Annotated in this window: 23 protein-coding genes; 1 reads left to right on the top strand and 22 read right to left on the bottom strand. The window is 48.4% G+C overall.

Features of this window, described 5'->3' with window-relative positions:
• Positions 1-285: 285 nt before the first annotated feature.
• From G9G54_RS25875 to pth, 14 genes are all read right to left on the bottom strand, one after another.
• Positions 286-432 carry a hypothetical protein gene (locus G9G54_RS25875; protein ID WP_155765239.1) on the bottom strand — a complete coding sequence of 49 codons (147 nt, stop codon included), beginning with the start codon at positions 430-432 and terminating at the stop codon, positions 286-288.
• Positions 433-499: 67 nt separating this feature from the next.
• On the bottom strand, positions 500-1024 hold the full coding sequence (locus G9G54_RS23050; protein ID WP_014279051.1) for a S1 domain-containing RNA-binding protein: 525 nt from the start codon (positions 1022-1024) through the stop codon (positions 500-502).
• A gap of 121 nt (positions 1025-1145) precedes the next feature.
• The gene (locus G9G54_RS23045) at positions 1146-1475 is read right to left on the bottom strand and encodes an FtsB family cell division protein (RefSeq protein ID WP_165179757.1); all 330 of its coding nucleotides are present in this window, start codon (positions 1473-1475) and stop codon (positions 1146-1148) included.
• A 4-nt stretch (positions 1476-1479) separates the two neighbouring features.
• Positions 1480-2058: a spore cortex biosynthesis protein YabQ gene (gene yabQ, locus G9G54_RS23040; RefSeq protein ID WP_165179756.1), complete on the bottom strand. Its 579-nt coding sequence runs from the start codon at positions 2056-2058 to the stop codon at positions 1480-1482.
• A complete protein-coding gene (gene yabP, locus G9G54_RS23035; protein ID WP_025721693.1) occupies positions 2055-2339 on the bottom strand; it encodes a sporulation protein YabP in 285 nt (94 codons plus the stop codon). Before yabP ends, yabQ begins: the two co-directional genes overlap by 4 nt.
• Positions 2340-2518: 179 nt before the next feature.
• Positions 2519-2797, bottom strand: a complete 279-nt coding sequence (locus G9G54_RS23030; protein WP_165179755.1) for an RNA-binding S4 domain-containing protein — start codon at positions 2795-2797, stop codon at positions 2519-2521.
• A complete protein-coding gene (locus tag G9G54_RS23025) occupies positions 2797-3069 on the bottom strand; it encodes an HU family DNA-binding protein (protein ID WP_007428028.1) in 273 nt (90 codons plus the stop codon). Before G9G54_RS23025 ends, G9G54_RS23030 begins: the two co-directional genes overlap by 1 nt.
• Before the next feature lie 333 nt (positions 3070-3402).
• Positions 3403-4902: a nucleoside triphosphate pyrophosphohydrolase gene (mazG, locus tag G9G54_RS23020; RefSeq protein WP_165179754.1), complete on the bottom strand. Its 1500-nt coding sequence runs from the start codon at positions 4900-4902 to the stop codon at positions 3403-3405.
• A 158-nt stretch (positions 4903-5060) separates the two neighbouring features.
• Entirely contained in the window at positions 5061-6719 is a 1659-nt protein-coding gene (locus G9G54_RS23015; RefSeq protein WP_165179753.1) for a putative polysaccharide biosynthesis protein, read from the bottom strand.
• Positions 6720-6859: 140 nt separating this feature from the next.
• Positions 6860-7402 carry a stage V sporulation protein T gene (gene spoVT / locus G9G54_RS23010; protein ID WP_023986438.1) on the bottom strand — a complete coding sequence of 181 codons (543 nt, stop codon included), beginning with the start codon at positions 7400-7402 and terminating at the stop codon, positions 6860-6862.
• A 167-nt stretch (positions 7403-7569) separates the two neighbouring features.
• Entirely contained in the window at positions 7570-8688 is a 1119-nt protein-coding gene (locus G9G54_RS23005) for a peptidylprolyl isomerase (protein ID WP_165179752.1), read from the bottom strand.
• Complete coding sequence (gene mfd / locus G9G54_RS23000) at positions 8672-12199, bottom strand: transcription-repair coupling factor (RefSeq protein WP_165179751.1); 3528 nt, start codon at positions 12197-12199, stop codon at positions 8672-8674. The genes G9G54_RS23005 and mfd overlap by 17 nt, the downstream gene beginning before the upstream one ends.
• 134 nt (positions 12200-12333) lie before the next feature.
• Positions 12334-12564, bottom strand: a complete 231-nt coding sequence (locus tag G9G54_RS22995; protein WP_013308128.1) for an anti-sigma-F factor Fin family protein — start codon at positions 12562-12564, stop codon at positions 12334-12336.
• Between the two features lie 86 nt (positions 12565-12650).
• Positions 12651-13211 carry an aminoacyl-tRNA hydrolase gene (gene pth, locus G9G54_RS22990; RefSeq protein ID WP_165179750.1) on the bottom strand — a complete coding sequence of 187 codons (561 nt, stop codon included), beginning with the start codon at positions 13209-13211 and terminating at the stop codon, positions 12651-12653.
• A gap of 74 nt (positions 13212-13285) precedes the next feature.
• On the opposite strand from pth, the gene G9G54_RS26165 reads away from it, so the two are divergent.
• Positions 13286-13486: a hypothetical protein gene (locus G9G54_RS26165; RefSeq protein ID WP_023986434.1), complete on the top strand. Its 201-nt coding sequence runs from the start codon at positions 13286-13288 to the stop codon at positions 13484-13486.
• A 68-nt stretch (positions 13487-13554) separates the two neighbouring features.
• Here the strand turns inward: G9G54_RS26165 and G9G54_RS22980 are convergent, their stop codons facing one another.
• The 8 genes from G9G54_RS22980 to yabG all read right to left on the bottom strand — a co-directional run bounded on the left by G9G54_RS22980 (position 13555) and on the right by yabG (position 20503).
• The gene (locus G9G54_RS22980) at positions 13555-14508 is read right to left on the bottom strand and encodes a ribose-phosphate diphosphokinase (RefSeq protein WP_013308125.1); all 954 of its coding nucleotides are present in this window, start codon (positions 14506-14508) and stop codon (positions 13555-13557) included.
• 58 nt (positions 14509-14566) lie between these two features.
• Positions 14567-15964, bottom strand: coding sequence for a bifunctional UDP-N-acetylglucosamine diphosphorylase/glucosamine-1-phosphate N-acetyltransferase GlmU (gene glmU / locus G9G54_RS22975; RefSeq protein WP_081330709.1), 1398 nt, complete (start codon positions 15962-15964; stop codon positions 14567-14569).
• A gap of 345 nt (positions 15965-16309) precedes the next feature.
• The gene (spoVG, locus tag G9G54_RS22970) at positions 16310-16597 is read right to left on the bottom strand and encodes a septation regulator SpoVG (protein ID WP_007428016.1); all 288 of its coding nucleotides are present in this window, start codon (positions 16595-16597) and stop codon (positions 16310-16312) included.
• Between the two features lie 175 nt (positions 16598-16772).
• A complete protein-coding gene (purR, locus tag G9G54_RS22965; RefSeq protein WP_013308122.1) occupies positions 16773-17600 on the bottom strand; it encodes a pur operon repressor in 828 nt (275 codons plus the stop codon).
• A 182-nt stretch (positions 17601-17782) separates the two neighbouring features.
• Positions 17783-18637, bottom strand: a complete 855-nt coding sequence (gene ispE / locus G9G54_RS22960; RefSeq protein ID WP_165179749.1) for a 4-(cytidine 5'-diphospho)-2-C-methyl-D-erythritol kinase — start codon at positions 18635-18637, stop codon at positions 17783-17785.
• A gap of 144 nt (positions 18638-18781) precedes the next feature.
• The gene (locus G9G54_RS22955; protein WP_007428013.1) at positions 18782-18961 is read right to left on the bottom strand and encodes a small, acid-soluble spore protein, alpha/beta type; all 180 of its coding nucleotides are present in this window, start codon (positions 18959-18961) and stop codon (positions 18782-18784) included.
• 162 nt (positions 18962-19123) lie between these two features.
• Positions 19124-19405, bottom strand: coding sequence for a biofilm formation stimulator Veg (gene veg, locus G9G54_RS22950; RefSeq protein ID WP_013308120.1), 282 nt, complete (start codon positions 19403-19405; stop codon positions 19124-19126).
• A 201-nt stretch (positions 19406-19606) separates the two neighbouring features.
• Positions 19607-20503 carry a sporulation peptidase YabG gene (yabG, locus tag G9G54_RS22945; RefSeq protein WP_061831846.1) on the bottom strand — a complete coding sequence of 299 codons (897 nt, stop codon included), beginning with the start codon at positions 20501-20503 and terminating at the stop codon, positions 19607-19609.
• Between the last annotated feature and the right edge of the window lie 12 nt (positions 20504-20515).

Raw genomic sequence — 20515 nt, 5'->3', positions numbered from 1 at the left:
GCACCCCATTCATCAATTTGATGTTCCTATCTTAAACCGGAACGACTGAGAAAGTTTGTCAGAACCCCACGTCTTATTCCAAGAAATTTCCGACAAAAAAACGTTCTGCGCGAAAGGACAGAGCATCACTCTGAACATCAAGCTACGCCCGTATGGAAGCCGATGGAAGAAACGTCCCGCTACTCCTTATATGACCTCTCGATGTCGTTCATCCTGATGTCCAATCTAGCGATTTGCACAGAAGATAGACGGAAAACCGTTGGAGTTTGTCGGACGATTATGTCCTCACGACAAAAAAAACATCCGCTTTCCAGCATCGAAGCTCTTTTCTTCTTCATCAAAATTGCGAATCTCATAAATGCCCGTACGACTAACCACTGGATTCAGCGCCAACAATCGCTGCTTATCGCATCCGTTGTCGGTAGAACGCAAAAAAAACCGTAGCAGTCTCTCGACTGTACGGTTTTCCGTGTATGATTGATACGGTTGTCAAAGTGAATTAAACACGCTTCGCGCCGCGTCCTCCGCGTTTACCTTCGGTGTTCTTTTTCAGCGACGAAATGCGTTCCTCACTATCTTTCAGGAAGCGTGACATTTTATCCTCAAATGAAGGTTTACCCGGTGCAGGCTTGAAAGAACGGCCTCCACGATCGCGGTTGAAACCACCGCCACCACCACCGCGTCCTTGACTTGGACCTGAACCTCCACCGCCGAAACGGTCGCCTCCGCCTGGTCCTCCTGTACGCTCCGGTCTTGGAGCTCTTGGGGGACGGGCTTCACTTGCCGGCTTGTCAATCGTTTGCTTAATGGAAAGTCCGATTTTGCCATCTTTGTCAACATTAATGACTTTCACCGTCACAACATCATTAATCTTCAGGTGGTCGTTAACATCCTTAACATAGTTATCGGCGATTTCCGAGATGTGAACGAGACCCGTGACACCTCCAGACAAATCCACAAATGCTCCAAAATGCGTGATGCCTGTCACTTTGCCCTCTAACTTGGTGCCCACTTCAATTGCCATAGAATAAAATGATCCTCCCTTAAAATATACAACCGATTTTTTTGCAAAAAAATCCCGCTGTGGTGATTTGATTATACAAAATGGCGGAACCAAGGTCAACTAAGCATTGGCCCTAATGCTCCTATTTCTGATCTCCGATGATCGGCGTCTCTTCCGGTTTGTAAAGACCGTACTTGCTTCTGGCAATCTCGCCAATGTACTCAGGGTCCTTGAGACGATTCACTTCGGTTTGAAGCTGTTGTTCCGTTTGTGTAGCAGCTTGCTTCTGCTTTTCCTTCTGGGTGAGCTGTTCATTTCGATCGGCCATAATCATACCTTGAGAAAAAAAGGTGAAAATTGCCCAACTACCAAAGGCGGCAAGCGATAGCAACCAAATCATGATTCGCCTGCGCCCGCCCGCGTTGGACTTGGACGTAGAAGATGAATGGCGATCTACAGACGAATTACGCATGATACTACCTCCCTCCAAACCATCTTTTCGCTGTGTTTTTCAGTCTGATACCCAGCTTTACGAGCGACTCTGGAGTCTTCCAGCGCACTTTAAGCGGACCGATCAGCCATAGGATCGGCTTCCAAACCGGCATCAAGATGTATATCAGCATCCTTCCCAGGAACACAATAAGTGCCCATGTCCATCCGACCAGCTTGCGTAACAGCCGATACAGCGCTAACACCGGAAGAACAATCAGGATGCGCAGTATGCTGTTCACGATCAACGTCAGTCTGCGAACTATCTCTAATAACATTACCACAAAACGTTGGGTTGTAACACTAAAGGCCCAAAAATAGAGCCAAACCCCCAAAAGTAGTCCTAAAAAGACATAAAACCGCAGCTCACCGCGATTACTCGCGTATAGCACACGGAAAATAAACAAAGCCGAGGCCACCCAATACAGCACGTCCATCATATGAACGCTCCAGCGGGCAAAATGAAAGCGGATGGACAGCACCCGGTAACTGTCAAACACCACTCCCATGGCTATGCCCGACAACAGCATCCACGTCAACGTCAGCCATTGCGTGTAAGGGTTCATTTGAAGATCTTGCCGAATAGGCTTTTTCCGTTTTTGGCCGGGGCCCCGGGCTCCAGGTAGACGAGGGAAGTAATCAGACCTTCAATGGACAACAGCCCCTCTTCTAGACTGAGGTTTTTGATATGTAAATGTTGTCCGCGAATGGTGAGATGGCCCAGCTCGGTCTGAAGCAAAAATTCTTCACTGTCAAAGCTCTCCACATTGCTGACGCCTGAAATATCGAGTTGCTTGCGGCTTTGCATGCGCAGATCATGGTGCTTGGACTTCCCTTGTTCAATCATGGCATGTACCCCTCCTTCTGTTCTTAGCTTATGAAGGGGGCCGTATGATTTAGAACCGTTTTTGCTGTTAATCAGCATATGATGAATGAAAACTCGCCATCTAAAGAAAAAAAGCATTCCTTCATAAAGTTAATGAAGGAATGCTTTCATGTACAGTTGTGAGAAAATCAGATGTCTGCTTACCAGTTCAAACCATTTTCCCTGGCAATAGGCTCTTCCTTTACCAAAGTGTACATACTTGCAGCCTCGTCCTTGCGTGTAGTGTCGGCGAGCCGTTCCACTCGCACGGTCACCAGCTTCTGGCCAAACTGGACGGTAATTTCATCGCCTACTTTGACCGCACTGCTCGGCTTGGCTTCGCGTCCGTTCACCAGCACTCTCCCTTGTTCGGAGACGTCCTTGGCTACCGTACGCCGCTTAATCAGCCGCGAGACTTTCAAGAATTTATCAAGACGCATTAGTTAACGGCTTCTTTAAGCTTATTACCGGCTTTAAAAGCAGGAACGGTCGATTCTGGAATTTCAATCGTGTTACCGGTTTGTGGATTGCGGCCTGTACGGCTGGAACGCTTGCGTGTTTCGAAAGTACCAAAGCCGATCAGTTGCACTTTGTCGCCGCTAGCGAGTGCATCTGTAATTTCACCAAGAACGCCATTCAATACAGCTTCAACGTCACGTTTGCTCAAACCGCTTTTGCTGGAAATATTGTTGATCAGATCTGTCTTGTTCATAAGATAAAAGCCTCCCAAATGTCAAAAAATAATCATCACGCTGCATGTCCATTTATGGAGCAGACGTGAGGTCCAACTGTGGCCGAAGCCCTCCTGAATGTCACTGTAACACGCTTAACTATAAGCTACGGTTATTTTCAGAATTACTACAAGTTATTCTGGCTTGTCCATAAAAATCCTGCAATGACAGGCGTTTTTTTATTCGACCCCAGTTAAGCCAACATCCTACTACAAAACTCTGTCCATTGGCAAGTCTTCTCAAACTGGGCCTTCTTTCAACCCTGCATATATCTCATTTTACTGTTCTGTGCAGCCAAAAGCGAATATGTGGAATCACGCTTTGCCAAGGAGCTTTTTCGCTTCCTGCCAGTAAGTCTCCATTTCATCTACGCTGCTTTCTTCGGGACGACGCCCCTGCTCGCGTAATTTCTGCTCAATATACTGGAAACGGTCTACAAATTTGCGATTGGTGGCGGACAATGCCTCTTCCGGATCTACTCCCATGAATCGGGCTGCATTCACGGCAACAAATAACACATCGCCTAACTCCAGCAACTGGGCTTCCACAGCATGCCCTTCACGAACCGCTTCCTTCAGCTCAGCCACTTCTTCGTCCAATTTATCGAATACGCCCTCAATGCTATCCCAGTTAAAGCCTACTTTAGCTGCTTTCTTCTGGAGCTTGTACGATTTCATAAGAGCAGGCAGATCACGCGGAACTCCATCCAGTACGGAAGGGTATGCTTCTGCTGTACCTTTAAGCCGTTTTTCCTCGGCCTTCATTTGTTCCCAGTTTTGCAATGCCTCTTCCGCATCATTCGCTTGGTTGTCACCAAATACATGTGGATGACGGAAAATAAGCTTATCATTCAGCCCTTGGATTACATCATACACATTGAAGGTTCCGACTTCCTCTTCCATTTGGGCATGCAGCAAAATTTGCAACAACAGATCACCCAGCTCTTCCTTCATATGCTCAGGGTCGTCCTCATCTATCGTTTCGATGACTTCATACGTTTCTTCGATCAGATTTTTGCGAATCGACTGATGTGTCTGTTCACGATCCCATGGACAGCCCTCCGGGCTGCGCAAAATATCGACAATCTCGTGTAGACGGTCAAAAGAACGCCGTTTCAGCGCCTCATCCTCACTGCGAGGTATGTATACCAAGGATAGGTTCCCGTAGCCCTCTACTCGATCCAGCTCGTACAGCGGCACCTTGTGCACCGCTTCCTCACCTTCCACCCCAAGAGCGTGACCGACATACACCTCATAATCGTCAGGATATCGCTCCATCAGGCACAGCTTCACATCAGATGCCGTGAAGGTGTCATACACCTGTCCGATCAGCGTATGCAGCTGAGGCTGGAGCCAGCTGGCATCCAGTGTACCTGCGTCCAACAGCTGGAAACCCTCAATCGGATCAAAACCAAGACGCACAAAAGCTTCATCCAGGAAACTTTCGCCGCCCAGAATGTTCAGTTCAATCCCTTGCGCAGGACAACGCTCCTTAAGCAACTGCACCGCTGCTTCTGCCACCATCGGGTGACCGGGAACCGCATAGACGATTTCGCTTCCGTCTGCCGCCTTAGCAGCCGTCGTAATTAATTGGCTGGTAATTTCCTCGTATACCTCTGGAAAGGACTCCTTTGTCTCATATACCTTGTCAAACGACTCAAAAGCCACTTCAAACTCATTCAGCACTTGAACCGCAGGATGCTCCTTGGTCCGCAGATAGAGCGCTGAAGCGCCCCGCATTTTGTTCAATATCCCTATCGTAAGCTGATCCGGATCTCCCGAGCCCAGACCTACGACCGTTAATGTTACGCTCATATTCAATCCTCCGTTTCGCAGAAACAAGGTTCATGCTCGAAAAAATACACGGCCTAACCCGCTTCCGCTTCCTTTGCTTTGGCATTTACTATACCACAAAGTTGTATACGCTCATAAAATGGCTGTGCCGCTTTCATGCCCTAAGCCCTATGCCTGGGCTAAGTCAGTACACGCAGCCTGCGCAGCACGGCTGCCAGCGGGCGTCCGAGCTTGGGCACCGCCACAAGCTCGGCTTCCGTGATCAGCCTCAAGCGTGCGAGGCCGATCACGAACACTACGGCGCCTGCGGCTACGCCCAGCAGGCTCTCCGCGGCTGCCGTGGCACGACCTCCGGCAGCCCACCCCAAGGCACCCAGCACAGCGCTGGTGCCCCACATCGCCGCCCCGGCCGCACCAGCCAGGGCGATAAGCAGTGCCGCCGGCTTGAGCACGCTGGCGGACCAGCTCCCACGCAGGCCTACCAAGCGAGCCAGCAGCACGATGTTGATCACCGCCGCCAGCAGATAGGCGACAGCCCCCGCAATGGCGGCTCCAGCCGTGCCTAGCTGCGGCACGAGCAGCCAGTTTAGCAGCGCCTTGGCTACTGCGGCCGCGAGCATCGCCAGAGCCGGCGCGCGAACCGCGCCAAGCCCTTGCAGCAGCGCAGCCGAGATGATGCTGAGCGTGCCGCCTACGGCGGTTAGCGCCATCCAGCGCATAACCCCGCTGCCGGTGTCGTCCGCATACAGCATCACATTGACGGGCACAGCCAGCACGATCAAGCCTGTCGCAGCGGCTAGTCCCAGCAACCAAAACCAGCGCAGCGATTGCTCGCACTGGCGACGTGCCAGCTCCGTACCGCCGGTCACCCGCGCCTCGGCCAGCGATGGAATGAATAATGCCGACAGTGTAGTGGCAAACATCATGACTAGCTGTACCAGCGGCAGACCTCGGTTATACACGCCAAAGGCCACCATAACCGCAGTATCGTCCAAACCCTCCTGCTTTAACAAGCGAGGTACGGTAAATGTGTCTACCAGGCTAATTAACGGAACAGCTAGCGCTCCAAGGCAAACAGGCAAGGCATAACGCAGCAGCGCCTTTAGCAAGGTACCGTTGCTTTCCGCCGGGTGTAGCTCTCCAGTTTGTGCTTGCACTGTCGCCATGACCGTCCCTTGCCTTCTAAGCCTCTTCCTGTGATTTCGCCAATATAGCAACATGACGACCAAGCCCGCTGCTCCGCCTGCTGCTGAACCAAACACTGCTCCGGAGGCAATCATATCCGCCCCCGCTCCTTGTGACAGCATGAGCAGCAACAGCATAATCATCACGCTTACCCGTATCGCCTGCTCCGTCACTTGGGAGATAGCAGTCGGAAGCATATTTTGCAAACCTTGAAAATATCCTCTCAATCCCGCCATAACCGGCACGAACAAAAAGGCAAACGCCGCCGCCCTCACCGACGGAATGACGTGAGCATTGTCGATCCATTGACCAATGAGCGGCGCACACGTATACATCAGCACGCCCAGGATCAATCCAAACACTCCCAAGACAAGCGAAGATAGCCGAGCAACACGTTGCCCCGCTGCCCGGTTTCCCACTGCCTCAAATTCAGCTACAAATTTGGATATTGCAGCCGGAAATCCAGCAGCTGCAATGGTAATGAACAGCGTATAAAAAGGATAAACCGTATTATAAATGCCAAACACGCCGTCGCCGCCGATATTCTGCAGCGGGATTTTTTGCACTGTGCCGATCAGCTTGCTCACTACCGCTGCCAGTGTCAAAATGACAGCACCCCGTAGCAGCCGCGAAGCGGCGCGATTTTCCTGCATTCTCCGTCTTCACTCCCACCTGAAATATGCATCTTTCACGAGTCCTATTATACCGCCTCTTCTCCCGGAAAGAAAAAAACCCTGTACAACGTAGGACGGCTTTCGCCATTCTGTACGTCATACAGGGGTGAAACGGGATGTTACTGTTCCATTTGTTTGCCCAGGAAGCCAGCGGCTGTTTCAGCCATTTTGATCTCCATTTCGGACATTTTTACATTTTCGTCCTTGTTCAACAATACAACGGAACCAATGGGATCACCACCGGAAACAATGGGAGCCGCCACAAAGGACGAGAGTGTTTCTTCGTGGTCTCGCGTTAGCTCATAGGAGCCGCTGGCTGTCTCCAGCACAGTTTTGCGATTATCCATACTACCTTCGATAATGCTACCGATTGGCTTGTCCAGAAACTCTTTTTTAGAGCCTCCAGCCACCGTAATAATGGTGTCCCGATCGGTAATCATTGTAATATGGCCCGTGCTTTCAAACAGGGACTCAGCATATTCTTTGGCGAAATCACCAAGTTCACCAATAGGTGAATACTTTTTCAAAATGACTTCTCCGTCACGATCCACAAAAATCTCAAGCGGATCTCCTTCACGAATTCTCAAGGTGCGGCGAATTTCCTTTGGAATAACTACCCGCCCAAGGTCATCAATACGGCGAACTATACCAGTAGCTTTCATTTCACATGTTGCCCCACTTTCTCAAGAAGAATTTAGTAAACTACTGACGGTATCGAAAGACGCTTCCACTCCCCCAGAAGCGGTCACGAAGAACGTCACGGTCATGGTGTTTATGGTGATATCTGACCATAGTATTCATCTGTTCCCAATTCCTTATGCATGTTCAGTTATTTACCTTCGTTTGTAGCTCCATCTTTGGCTGTTCCTGCGTTGGTATCGCCCGTACCGTTTGTTGTTGCGCCCGGTGTAGTTGTGCTACCGGCACCGGAAGTTGCACCACTTTTCTCTTGCGTAGCTGGTACCTTCGGCAGATTGATTTTCAAATCAAGCTTCGTCAAATCATTTTCGGTAAAGTTTTGGATACTTTCCCCGGCCAATTTATTTTTCAGGGCTGCCTTTTCGTTGTCTTTCAATTTATCAAACGTTGGCTCATTGCGGGACTCCACTTTGATCACGTGATATCCGTATTCCGTTTCCACTGGCTCACCAATTTTGTTAATCGGTTGAGTCTCAGCGGCCTCTTTAAAAGCAGGTACCCATTGCGCTACGGATGCATTCTCATACAGACCTCCGTTAGACGCTGAACCTGGGTCTTCTGAATATTTCTTGGCAATCGTCGCAAAATCGGCTCCTCCGTCCAGCTTCGCCTTCACTTCTTTGGCCAGCTTGAGGGTATCCTCTTTTTTGCGCTGTTTCTTCGTTTTAGGATCTTCGAAGTTAATCAATACATGGCGCACGGTTGCTGTCGTGAATTGATCTTTATTTTTCTCAAATTCCTGTTTTAGCTGATCATCTGTTACTTTGTTGGTTTCGCTGTTGATTACCGTCATTACACGCGTGAAGTAATCTTTCACACCTTGTTCGGTCAGTTTTTTATCACTCAGAAATGTCTTGAACTTATCTTCTCCGACTGACTTTTTATACTGCTCCAGCTGTTCGTTCCCTTCTTTGGCACCCTGCTCCTTGGCTTTGTCGTCCGCTTTGGCCGCCAGAAGCTTGTACACCACTTCCTGCTTTACAATTTGCTCCCGTACCTGATCCGAAGCTAACGCAGCCTCATATTCCGGGTAAAGGAATTTCATCATGCTGATTTCTTGGTTGAACTCATTTTCGGTAATCGTTCCACCCTTATAGGTCACGACAACCTTGCTGTTGTCCTTCGGTTCATCCTTGACCTTGTTCTCATCCGCTTGCTTCGTACATGCTGCCAGCACGGATATAGCTAGCAGCGCTGCCATTCCCAAGGAGAGCATTCTCCAAGGTTTTCTTTTATTTAGTTGTGGCATTTTGCAGTTCCTCCTTCAATGTGAATGCTTCTTTCAATGCACTCAAAAATTGTTCCAGCAGTTCTAGCAACTGTGGATCACTTAGACCTTTGCCCTTTATGCGTGCGCTCATAGAAGTGCCCTGTTCAAATTGTACACGTCTTTCAAAGCGATTACCAATCTCGGCAAGTTTGGCGGTCTGTACCGCCTGCTGGCGCCCTTCATGGAATTTCAGCACTATATTGTCATCCCGTTGCACCATGGACTCGATGCCATACATGCGCCCATATACCTTGAGGCGAGCCACGGCTAGCAAATGACGCACAGCCTCTGGCAGATCACCAAATCGGTCGACCAGTTCATCCTCCAGTTCGGAAGCCTCGTCAAAGGTGCTGACCGCTGCAACCTTTTTATAAATCTCAATCTTCTGGATACTGTCATAAATATAGTCTCCCGGCAAGTAAGCATCGACGCCTAAATCAATCGACGTACTCCAATTCCGATTGGACTGATCCTCTTCTCCAAGTACGCTGACTTTACGTTTATTAATTTCCTCAGCCAGCATCTGCGAGTAGAGATCAAAACCGACGGATGCGATGAATCCATGCTGCTCAGCGCCAAGCAAGTTACCCGCTCCGCGGATGGACAAATCGCGCATTGCAATCTTGAACCCGGACCCCAGCTCCGTAAATTCTTTAATCGACTGAAGGCGCTTCTCCGCCACTTCCGTGAGCACCTTATCCCGCTGGTACGTGAAATAAGCATAGGCAATCCGATTGGAACGACCTACACGCCCACGCAGCTGATAAAGCTGGGATAGCCCCATTTTATCGGCATCATGCACAATGAGTGTATTCACATTTGGAATATCCACGCCGGTTTCAATAATGCTGGTGCTGACCAGCACATCATATTCGCCATCCAGGAAATCCAAAATCGTTTTCTCCAGTTCGGTTTCGGACATCTGTCCGTGACCCACGCCCACCTTGGCCTCCGGTACGAGCGCATTGATCTCTGCAGCCATCTCCTGAATGCCCTGCACGCGATTATACAGGTAGTACACCTGTCCACCGCGTGCCATCTCGCGTTCAATGGCCTCACGAACTAGAGTTTGGCTGTGCTCAACCACATAGGTTTGCACTGGAAAACGGTTTTCCGGTGGCGTCTCAATGACTGACAAGTCACGTACACCCAGCATGGACATATGCAACGTACGCGGAATAGGTGTTGCCGTTAACGTCAGCACATCTACGTTCGTTTTCAGCTTCTTCAGCTTTTCCTTGTGAGTTACGCCAAATCGCTGTTCTTCATCGACAATCAGCATTCCGAGGTCCTTAAACACCAGATCCTGCGACAACAGACGATGGGTACCAATGACAATATCGACCGTGCCTTGCCGAACTCCTTTAATCGTCTCATTCTGCTCTTTGCGCGAGCGGAAACGGCTCAATACCTGAATATTGAACGGATACCCTGAAAAACGTTCACGGAACGTCTCATAGTGTTGCTGCGCCAAAATCGTCGTCGGTACCAGCACCGCTACTTGTTTACCTTCAATAGCAGACTTAAAAGCAGCACGAATGGCAACTTCAGTTTTGCCGTAACCTACATCACCACATAGCAAACGATCCATCGGGCGACTCTGCTCCATGTCTTTCTTAATCTCTTCAATGGCCCGGATCTGGTCACGTGTCTCATCATACGGGAACATATCTTCAAACTCTTGTTGCTCCGGTGAATCCTTTTCAAAAGCAAACCCTGGTGCCGACTGTCGTTCTGCATATAGCTTGATCAAGTCATCCGCAATATCCTGAACCGAGCTGCGCACCTTACTTTTAACCCGTGTCCACTCATTGCCACCCAGTTTATAAATCTTGGGTTCCTTGTCCTCTGAGCCGACATATTTCTGAATCAGATCAATTTGTTCAATCGGCACAGACAGCTTATCTCCACCCGCGTAGAGGACATGCATGTAATCCTTATGGATACCGCCAACCTCCAGCGTGCCGATCCCCATGTACTTCCCGATCCCGTGATTTTGGTGTACGACGTAGTCGCCCACCTTCAGCTCGCTATAGCTCTTAATCCGTTCTGCATTGTCCACATGCCGGCCCTGCTTACGAGCTTTCCGCTGCTTCTGGGAAAACATCTCGCCCTCGGTAATGACTGCCAGATGAATAGACGGCATTTCAAAACCACTTTGCAGATTGCCGATAGCCATCGTCGGTTCATCAATACCGTAATCTTCAAGCACTCGGCGCATCCGGTCCAGACGTTCATCTCCACTTGCCAGCATCATAACCTGTGTGCCGGCTTTGCGCCAACGATCCATCTCCGCCTTGAGCACATTCATTTGGCCATGGAAATCCTGCATTCCTCGGCAGATGAAATTCAAAATATTTTGTGGCTGGGTATGAGGAACCTGACGAAGAAAAATCGACAGGAACAACGTCTGAAATCTCCGGTTGTACAGGAGATTGTCCGCGTCATCTGACAGTTCTAGCTGCGGTAACGTTTTACTGTTTTGAAGCAAATGCAGATTCCATTCTGACTCATCCCGTTCCAGTTGCTTGGCTGTTTCCAGCATACGTGCCGGTTCGTCAATAATCAGAATCGTATCTTCCGGCATATAGTCTGCTAGGGTTTTACGTTCAGGATACAGCAGGGAGATATATTTATAGATTTCGTCAAAATACACATGCTCTCGCAGCAACTCAATTTCACGATGGATCTCTTCTTTCAGGTGCTGCTTAGCTTGACGATCCGTCATTTTGCCCAGCTGCTCCTCCAACAAAATCGCAGCGGCATCCGCCGCCTGGTCCATACGCTGGTTATTCGCAATAACTTCCTTACACGGTGTTACGGTAACGTTCTGAACCTTTTCCACCGAACGCTGATCTTGCGGATCAAACTTACGGATCGAATCAATTTCATCGTCAAACAGCTCCACACGATAACCCCAACGGGTTGTCATTGGATAAAAATCAATAATTCCTCCGCGTACGCTCATCTCTCCACGTGATTCCACACGCTCTACACGCTGGTAGCCCATCTCGACCATATGTAGCAAAAACGCTTCCAGCTGAAGCGTCTCGCCTTCTTTCAGCTCAATACGAGCCTCACGCCATGTTTCCGGGATTGGCAGTAAACGTCGGACACCAGAAAACGGCACGACAACAATCCCACGAAAACCCTGGGCGCAGCGTATCAATACATCAATTCGTTGGGACAATGTCTCTGGACTGGATATTGCAGCTTCAGCAGCTACCAGCTCATTAGCAGGATACAATAAAACCTGATCAGGAGAAAGCGCTTCCTGTAAGTCATCTGCTATTTTTTGAGCGGCAAACATATTGTGCGTCATGACCATTAACGGTCGTCCGGTATCTTCGGCAAGCGCGGCCATCAGTACCTGTCGGGAAGAGCCTGATAAACCTGATATCAGTTGTTCCTTCATCCCTGATGAAATACCTGCTGCAATGGATGCATAATCAGCATCCTTCGTAAAAGCCTGAATAAGTGCTTGTAACAAAAAAGGCACCCCTTTATGCTTATAAATAGTTACATGTAAACCGAAAAAGAAGCCTCAGCAATGCTGCCAAGGCTCCATAAGCGGAATTGCCGCTTCACCTCTCAAGCTGGTACATCCTACCAGTTGAATACCTGTTATTGGAGCGGATTAACGAGCAGACTCAGCTCTGGATTATTCTCCAATGCCTGACTGCAATGCTCGCAAATGACTTTGACAGTCACTTCACCACCCGAATTATACGCTATTATATCTCTACGTTCGGCAGGGGTCAAGGAATGGAAGCCCAACCTTTCTTCGGTTATTGCCGCGGAATCAATTCGTCCCAAGAAAGTTCGACAATGTCTGCATACATAATTAACAATCATGTAATGTATATGCCTCCTGAAAGTTTTCTATACCTTTCAGTATGTCCAACAATCTTCCATTTAAGCCCGTCTGCCTACGTCTGAACTTACTTGTTGAATTCAGCCATCGTCCGTTCAAACGGATGACTCAAGCTGTGTTCTAAGGCGTTGCACGTGTCCTCGATCATTCCGGCCAGTAATTCTTTTTCCTTCTTTGGAAAGGTACCCAGAACATAATCGACAATAGCATGTCCAGGCTCCGGGCGGGAAATGCCCATACGAATCCGATTGAAGGACTGCGTGCCGGTATGCTGAATGATCGATTTAATGCCGTTATGACCGCCTGCGCTACCTTGATAACGCAATCTTATTTTACCGACTTCTGTATCCAGATCATCGTACACGACAATCAGATCTTCCATATCGGCCTTATAATAGTCCATATAAGCACGTAAAGACTCGCCTGATAGATTCATATAGGTCATTGGCTTAATCAGTACGGTTTTTACGCCACCAATGTGACCCTCTCCAATTAACGCCTTGCATTTGCTTTGGTTAATCTGGATGTTATGACGCAAGGCAAGAGCATCCAATGCCATAAATCCGACATTATGTCTCGTTTTCTCGTATTGGGGACCGGGGTTGCCCAATCCTACAATCCACTTCATAACTTTGACACCCTCTTTCGCAGTCTTGATTTTTTGGTAAAATAGTTGTATTGAATAGGAAGGTGCGTGCCGGTATGCTCAATCAAGGTGATATCCTCTTATATGACAGCCATTTTCTATATCATTTAAAACATTCCGTTCCTGTCCAGATATATGACGGGAATGTACATATTCAGATTGGCATCGTTGCGCGTTTTAATGAGCATTTCGTCGAAATAGAGGACACACTATACAATCGTCAACGTTTCACATTCATATCTCGCCCAGGCTTTTAGCCTGACATGCTGATAGGGGTTACCTTTTCCATATGGAAAAGGCAACCCCTTTTTTAATGAGCCAGCGCTTATTCGATTTCAAACAGTTTGCTGATCGACAATTCTTCATGCACACGGATGATAGCTTCTCCCATTAATGGAGCCACAGACAATACCTTCAGCTTGCTTGTCGGATTCGGGTGAACGATCGGGATCGTATCCGTCACAACCACCTCTTTTAATGGCGAATTCTCCAGTCTTTCCATAGCAGGACCGGACAGCACAGCATGTGTACAACACGCATACACATCTTTTACGCCGCCTTCTTTAAGCGCATTTGCACCTAATACAATCGTTCCGGCTGTATCAATGATATCATCAATTAAAATAGCCGTTTTACCCTCAATGTTCCCGATGATGTTCATCACTTCACTGACATTTGGCTCTGGACGACGCTTATCAATAATAGCGAGCGGCGCACTCAGGAAGTCTGCCAGCTTACGCGCACGAACAACCCCGCCATGATCGGGTGAAACGACAATCGGGTTCTCAATTTGCTTGGAACGGAAATATTGGGCCAGAATTGGCGCTCCCAACATATGATCTACTGGAATATCAAAGAATCCCTGAATCTGCATCGCATGCAAATCCATGCTGATTACGCGGTGAGCTCCCGCTTTTTCAATCAAGTTAGCGACAAGTTTCGCTGTAATCGGATCGCGTGAACGAGCTTTACGATCCTGACGAGCGTAACCGTAATATGGCATAACGACATTGATACTTTTGGCAGAAGCGCGTTTAAGTGCATCAATCATAACCAATAACTCCATCAAGTTGTCGTTAACCGGCAGACAAGTTGACTGCACAATATACACATGGCAGCCGCGTACGCTTTCCGACAGCTTAACCTGGATTTCACCGTCACTAAACGATGTGGTATGGGATTCCCCCATTGGGATGCCGATGTAGTCCGCAATCTGGTGGGCTAACTTCGGATTGGAGTTACAAGTAAATATTTTGAGTTTGGAATCGCAATAAGTCATTAATAGAAACCCTCCGTGCTGGTTCATTCATTACAGATTCAACAGCTTGCTGATTAGGTCATTCCGATCTTTTCTTCTTCGCTTTGGCACGTGCGCGGATTTTGTCCGCATATCCGGCTTTGTTCTCTTGACGTGGTCTGGCAATGGCCAGATCGTTATCAGGGACAGCATGTGTTACAGTGGAGCCTGCTACAACATAAGCACCTTTTCCAATCTTAATCGGGGCGATCAGATTCACGTTGCTGCCAATAAAGGCATCGTCTTCAATTTCTGTAATGGATTTATTATATCCATCATAATTGACCGTTATTGCCCCGCAGCCAATATTTACGTTTGTACCCACCTTGGCATCACCGACATAGCTCAAATGAGACACCTTGGAATGATCTCCAATGGTCGCATTTTTCACCTCAACAAAATCACCAATTTTCACATGTTCGCCAAGCTTCGCGCCTGGACGCAGATAAGCAAACGGCCCCACAGATGTACTGCTTCCCACTTCCGCTTCGTTCAACACCGAATGTTTTACCGTTGCGCCTGAATGGATAATCGTATTCTGAATCTCAGCCTGTGGACCAATCACACAATCTTCTCCGATTTGTGTTTGACCATGCAGCCATGTGTTCGGGTACAGTACCGTATCGGAACCAATAACAACCTCGCTCCCGATATAGGTAGAAGACGGATCAATGACAGTGACACCATTCAGCATATGCTTGCGAACAATGCGCTCACGCATATAGCCCTCAGCTATCGACAAAGCCACTCTGTCGTTAACACCGATGGATTCAGACACATCATCTGTCAAATACGCCTCAACCTGCTCACCTTCACCATGCAAAATACCAATGACATCTGTCAGGTAATATTCCTGCTGTGCATTGGTGTTCGTTACCTTGTCCAGCGCTGCAAACAGCTTGGCATTGTCAAAGCAGTACGTTCCCGTATTGATCTCCCGGACAGCATCTTCCTCAGGTGAACAATCTTTCTGTTCCACGATCTTGAGCACGGCCCCGGAAGCATCACGAATAACTCGTCCATATCCTTTCGGGTCGTCCAACTCAGCGGTCAGAATCGTCGCAGCCGCCCCACGGCTCTCGTGCAGTTGCACCAAGCCCTCCAGCGTTTCCGCTGTGATCAAAGGAGTATCCCCACAAATGACAATGGTTGTACCTTTTTCCTGACCGAGCAAGTCCTTGGCTTGCTTGACAGCATGGCCCGTTCCCAACTGCTCAGCCTGAAGCGCATATTCTGCTGACGGTCCCAAATAAGACTGTACCGCCTCTGCTCCATGACCCACGACGACTACACTTCGGGACACACCGATTTCCCGAACCGTGTCGAGCACATGCCCGACCATCGGTTTTCCGCACACCGGATGCAGAACTTTATATAATTTGGATTTCATACGTTTTCCCTGCCCTGCGGCAAGAATGACTGCCAACCTTTCCAACAAGTCCAACCTCCTATCCTGAAAATAACAGTTACCCCTTGGCTAAAACGTTAATTCCCAGATCAGATTTTGCTTAACTTTTCACAATCCTCCTGAAAAATAACGGCGAACCTTTGGTTAATGGCTATTTTTTCAGGCCAGCTTGTGCTGGACATTCATCCCCGGGACGCATCGCTGCCTAGTCCCTGTCTTATGAAAAAGCCGCTTCGGCAGCCCGGATGGCTCCAAGTTGCCTTAAAACTGACTGTTAACTCACTAAAGAATATATCTCATTCCAGACAAAAAGAAAAGAGAGCCACAGTTAGTGGCTCTCTTTTTCTTTTGTTCCCCAATCCTGCTTTAGGCGAATTAAGCGCCTTCTTCAATAGCAACTTCTTCATCCACAGCTGCACGTTCGTACTCAGTTAATACAGCAGCTTGGATCTTCTCACGGGTTCCTGAAGATATCGGGTGAGCGATATCGCGAAACTCTCCGTCTGGAGTTCGTTTGCTTGGCATAGCTACGAACATCCCGTTATTACCGTCGATAACTCGGATGTCATGAACAACAAACTCGTTATCAATCGTAATGGATGCAATCGCCTTCATTCTTCCTTCTGAGTTCACTCGGCGGAGTCTAACATCCGTAATCTGCATGTGTGTTTCACCACCTTTTTCCAAATAGGACTTGGTGTATACATTCCACACAGCAGTTCGAAATCCTTCTTTTTTTCGGTAATTCGTATCCTAAATTCAGGTAATTTTTTTGAAAAGATTTCTTTTCGACATATTTAGGTATTTTATGATGGATTGTGACAATTTACTGCCCTGTTCACTCATCAAAATAATTGCCCAGCTTGACCGTAATTTGCTTGCTTCGAGAATCGACTGCGGTCAGATTCGCCAGTGAAATATAATCGTGCAGCAGGCGCTCTTCGTTCTCCACCTCGCCCGATTCTACCAGCACACCTACACCGGCCACCTCAGCATCAAACTCAGCCAGCAAGTCGACCATCCCCTGAATCGTGCCACCGGCCTTCATAAAATCATCTACGATGAGCACACGCGATTTCTCACGCATCGCACGTCTGGATAAAGACATTGTATGCAGGCTCTTTTGTGATCCTGAAACATAATTAATACTTACAGCCGAGCCTTCTGTCACCTGATGATCACGCCGTACGAGGACGACTGGCAAATTCAGCTGTGCTCCGGTTGCATAGGCAAGTGGAATACCCTTGGTCTCCACCGTCATAACCACATCAATCTGACGATTGGCAAAAGCGGTCGCGAATATTTTACCAGCTTCGTTCATCATCGCAGGTTGGCCCAGCAAATCGGACAAATACAGGTATCCTCCCGGTAATATGCGGTCAGGCTGCTCCAGTTGCGCACACAGGTCGTTCGCAAACGCAAGCGCATGTTGCTTGGAAAGCCTCGGGATCAGTTTCACGCCCCCTGCCGCTCCCGCCAGTGTCAGAAGCTCGCCAGTGCCCTCATCCTCAAAAACTTCCTTGATGATGGCCAGATCCTCGCTTATGGAGGACTTAGCTGCCCCGTAGCGATCCGCAAAATGAGTAAGAGGCACCAGCGTATGCGGCCGTGACAACAAAAATTGCGTCATTTCCACCAAACGTGAGCTTCTTTTAAGTTTTTTCACAACAATTCCTCGCGATCTATTCTCCTGCCGCCCGCTTTGTACAGTAAAAGCACCGGCGGACTGGCCGGTTGCTGGCGGAATGTAAGTGATATAGTAAAATCCGAATATTTAATAGTAAATATATCATCTTCGTACGTATTTGTACAACAATTACCACTATAATATGAAAGAAATATCTAAAATCAGGTCAAAAGTCGTACTGCATACACATCTTTACAAAACCCTCTTAGTCCATTGTAAATCCGTGGCACTTTGGCTTCCTTCGATACCAGTCCGAACACTGTAGGTCCGCTACCTGACATCAGCACACCGTCTGCTCCTAAGCGGATCATGGAGTTTTTAAGATGCTCTACCTCTGGATACAGCTTTAGTGTTACATCCTCAAGTACATTCCCCAGCGCGTCGCATACATCGGTAAAAGAAGCGTTATGGATCGCATGCTCCATCTGGCGGGCAGACGGGTGGTGCGCAATCTGATCTGCTTTGACACGACCATACACTTCAGCCGTCGATACATTAATCGGCGGCTTCGCAAGGATCACCCAGCATTGTGGCGGATTCGGAAGTGGCTTGAGCAGTTCTCCGCGTCCACTTGCTAAAGCTGTACCCCCTGTAATACAGAAAGGTACATCTGAGCCCAGTTCCGCACCCAGCACCCTTAATTCGGCATCCGAGATACCAAGCTTCCATAGCTTGTTCAATCCACGCAGCGCTGCGGCAGCATCACTACTTCCACCTGCCAACCCTGCCGCCACCGGGATATGCTTATCCAGATGAATGTGGACGCCCGTAGACACGTTATAACGTTCTTTGATCAGACGAGCAGCCTGAAAAGCCAAGTTCTTTTCATCCAATGGTATGTACCCAGCTTGACTTGAAATAATAATGGTATCACGCGGTAACTCAGACATCGTCAATCGGTCAGACAGATCGACCATGGTCATAATCATTTCGACCTCGTGATAACCATCGTCCCGCTTACGTAGAACATCAAGCATTAAATTGATTTTCGCCGGTGCTTTTTCATATATTTTCAAGGCGTTCACCCACCTTCAACTTTTCCCTCAAGACAGCTTAACATATTATATCAGACTCAGCGTGTCAAGTCATGAGGTTCAAAAAAGCGGAGATGACCCGGTCTAATCCCGGATATCCCCGCTTTTCATCAGCACCACCGATAGCTACGATTTGCGGGAAGCTGCCTGCTCGGCAAGTTGGATAGCCCGCTTGACCATATTGCCCGCATCCTTGGCTTTAATGCCTCCCCAGCCTTCTTCCTTGACCGTGTCGTAAAATCCAAGATCTTTGGCCAACTCGTACTTTAGCTCCTCCGACATGACACTCCGTCTTCTTCGGCTCATACATACGCCTCCTTCGGCAATGGAATAAGGAAGATCATTCCCGGCTTAGTATGTGCAGAGATGTCATGCTTCATCCTGCTCTGTATATACAAAACGGCCCCGTCATTTGAAATGACGAAGCCGTCGTTAAACCTGCAAAGCTGGTATAAATCACGAAATCAATTAAGGTGTTTCAAAATATTCGACTACACTTGTATGGGAGTCGGGATCATATACGCTGACTTCTACCGACTCGGTAAGAATGTCAGCATAGCTGTAGGAGACACGTTTAAACGTCTGTTGCTCCTGATCCAGCTTGACGATAAAAACAGAAGGGTACGTTTCTTCCAAGACACCAGTTCGTTCGACGGTCTTACGGCGTCCGCCGTTAGCCCGCAGCAAAATTTTTTGCCCTACATGTGCGTCGAGACTGCGTTTGATTTCCAACAGCGTATTTTTAGCCATTGCCTAACGACCACCTCTTTCCTTGTCCATTATAACGAATTTTAGAGGGATTGTCAAATCAAGCTAAATATTATAACAACACGAAAAATAAGTTGTCAATTTAATTTTTTGCGAACAGGAATAATTTATATAAAAAATGACAAAAAGCCTCTGAAAGCAGAGGCTTTTTGCTCAGGTTAATCCTATTGGCACATTTGAATCCTAGATTGCGGAAGGCGTTACTTTAAGCGTTGATAAATTTTCAAGCTTCGGCAGGCCGATGCGATAGCTTCCCCTAGTTTCAATTCCACCCACTCCACGACTGCCACTGATTGTCTGGTGAAACAGGTCCCCCATGTTGACCGTATCACGGATCGAAGTAAAGGCCGCCTTGGCAGCCACGTATACGGGGTCCAGCGCGTGAATCAGGATACGCCCTGGTGAGCTGGCGAAGTTCGCTCCCGCACGTAGCAGCGCCTCAAAATGGGACTGGCACGCTCCCGCTACAATCGTCAGCGAATCCAGATGACGTTCATATTGTCTTGCTACCTGAATTGCCGCCACAAAATTTTGCGAATTTTTATAACTTTTCAAGCTGTACAAATCGTAAGGCTGTGGCTGCTTCAGCACACCGTCATGTCCAGTAATGACTACGATATCCGGACGGATACGAGGAAGCAGTCGGTACAACGTGTCTGCCATTGCCGATTCGTGAACGTGATGTCCCTCTGCAGGAACACGGAGCTGTTCATATAAACTGAGACATTTTTTCAGATAGCTGGGATCTCCATCCAGGTGAAGAACCTTTCCCGGCATTTCAAAATACGTTGACTCAACCGGATCACTCCAGTCCCCTACCAGAGCTGCCTGACTACGAGCAGCTTGCTGCTGGCGTGCCCGTTGCAACAGATTAAGAGACTCACCAGCCTTAATGTGGGCCTGCTGAGTCTTACCACTAATCTGGTCTGCAGGCACTCTGACCAGATCGTTCACCGGGGAATCGGCCAGCAGCCGAAATTCTATTCCCTTAATGATCGCTTTATCCCGCTGGATGTCCTCAACACGAAACGTGACATCTCCGCCGTACGATTTCCGAACGACCAAGTCTCCTAAACTCATCACACTGTATCA

The organism is Paenibacillus sp. EKM212P, from assembly GCF_011066115.1.
Classification (GTDB): domain Bacteria; phylum Bacillota; class Bacilli; order Paenibacillales; family Paenibacillaceae; genus Paenibacillus; species Paenibacillus polymyxa_B.
Note: the sequence above shows the minus strand (reverse complement) of the source record. Positions and strands in the feature narration are given on the sequence as shown.

Excerpts from the sequence above, each read along its gene's own strand:
- spoVG (WP_007428016.1), bottom strand. The coding sequence starts at position 16,597 with ATGCAGATTACGGATGTTAGACTCCGCCGAGTGAACTCAGAAGGAAGA.
- G9G54_RS22955 (WP_007428013.1), bottom strand. The coding sequence starts at position 18,961 with ATGAGCCGAAGAAGACGGAGTGTCATGTCGGAGGAGCTAAAGTACGAG.
- yabQ (WP_165179756.1), bottom strand. The coding sequence starts at position 2,058 with ATGAACCCTTACACGCAATGGCTGACGTTGACGTGGATGCTGTTGTCG.
- G9G54_RS23030 (WP_165179755.1), bottom strand. The coding sequence starts at position 2,797 with ATGCGTCTTGATAAATTCTTGAAAGTCTCGCGGCTGATTAAGCGGCGT.
- yabG (WP_061831846.1), bottom strand. The coding sequence starts at position 20,503 with ATGAGTTTAGGAGACTTGGTCGTTCGGAAATCGTACGGCGGAGATGTC.
- spoVT (WP_023986438.1), bottom strand. The coding sequence starts at position 7,402 with ATGAAAGCTACTGGTATAGTTCGCCGTATTGATGACCTTGGGCGGGTA.
- G9G54_RS23050 (WP_014279051.1), bottom strand. The coding sequence starts at position 1,024 with ATGGCAATTGAAGTGGGCACCAAGTTAGAGGGCAAAGTGACAGGCATC.
- G9G54_RS23025 (WP_007428028.1), bottom strand. The coding sequence starts at position 3,069 with ATGAACAAGACAGATCTGATCAACAATATTTCCAGCAAAAGCGGTTTG.
- G9G54_RS26165 (WP_023986434.1), top strand. The coding sequence starts at position 13,286 with ATGCTCAATCAAGGTGATATCCTCTTATATGACAGCCATTTTCTATAT.
- G9G54_RS23015 (WP_165179753.1), bottom strand. The coding sequence starts at position 6,719 with ATGCAGGAAAATCGCGCCGCTTCGCGGCTGCTACGGGGTGCTGTCATT.
- G9G54_RS22995 (WP_013308128.1), bottom strand. The coding sequence starts at position 12,564 with ATGATTGTTAATTATGTATGCAGACATTGTCGAACTTTCTTGGGACGA.
- G9G54_RS23005 (WP_165179752.1), bottom strand. The coding sequence starts at position 8,688 with ATGCCACAACTAAATAAAAGAAAACCTTGGAGAATGCTCTCCTTGGGA.
- yabP (WP_025721693.1), bottom strand. The coding sequence starts at position 2,339 with ATGATTGAACAAGGGAAGTCCAAGCACCATGATCTGCGCATGCAAAGC.
- G9G54_RS23045 (WP_165179757.1), bottom strand. The coding sequence starts at position 1,475 with ATGCGTAATTCGTCTGTAGATCGCCATTCATCTTCTACGTCCAAGTCC.
- veg (WP_013308120.1), bottom strand. The coding sequence starts at position 19,405 with ATGGCTAAAAATACGCTGTTGGAAATCAAACGCAGTCTCGACGCACAT.
- G9G54_RS22980 (WP_013308125.1), bottom strand. The coding sequence starts at position 14,508 with ATGACTTATTGCGATTCCAAACTCAAAATATTTACTTGTAACTCCAAT.
- pth (WP_165179750.1), bottom strand. The coding sequence starts at position 13,211 with ATGAAGTGGATTGTAGGATTGGGCAACCCCGGTCCCCAATACGAGAAA.
- mazG (WP_165179754.1), bottom strand. The coding sequence starts at position 4,902 with ATGAGCGTAACATTAACGGTCGTAGGTCTGGGCTCGGGAGATCCGGAT.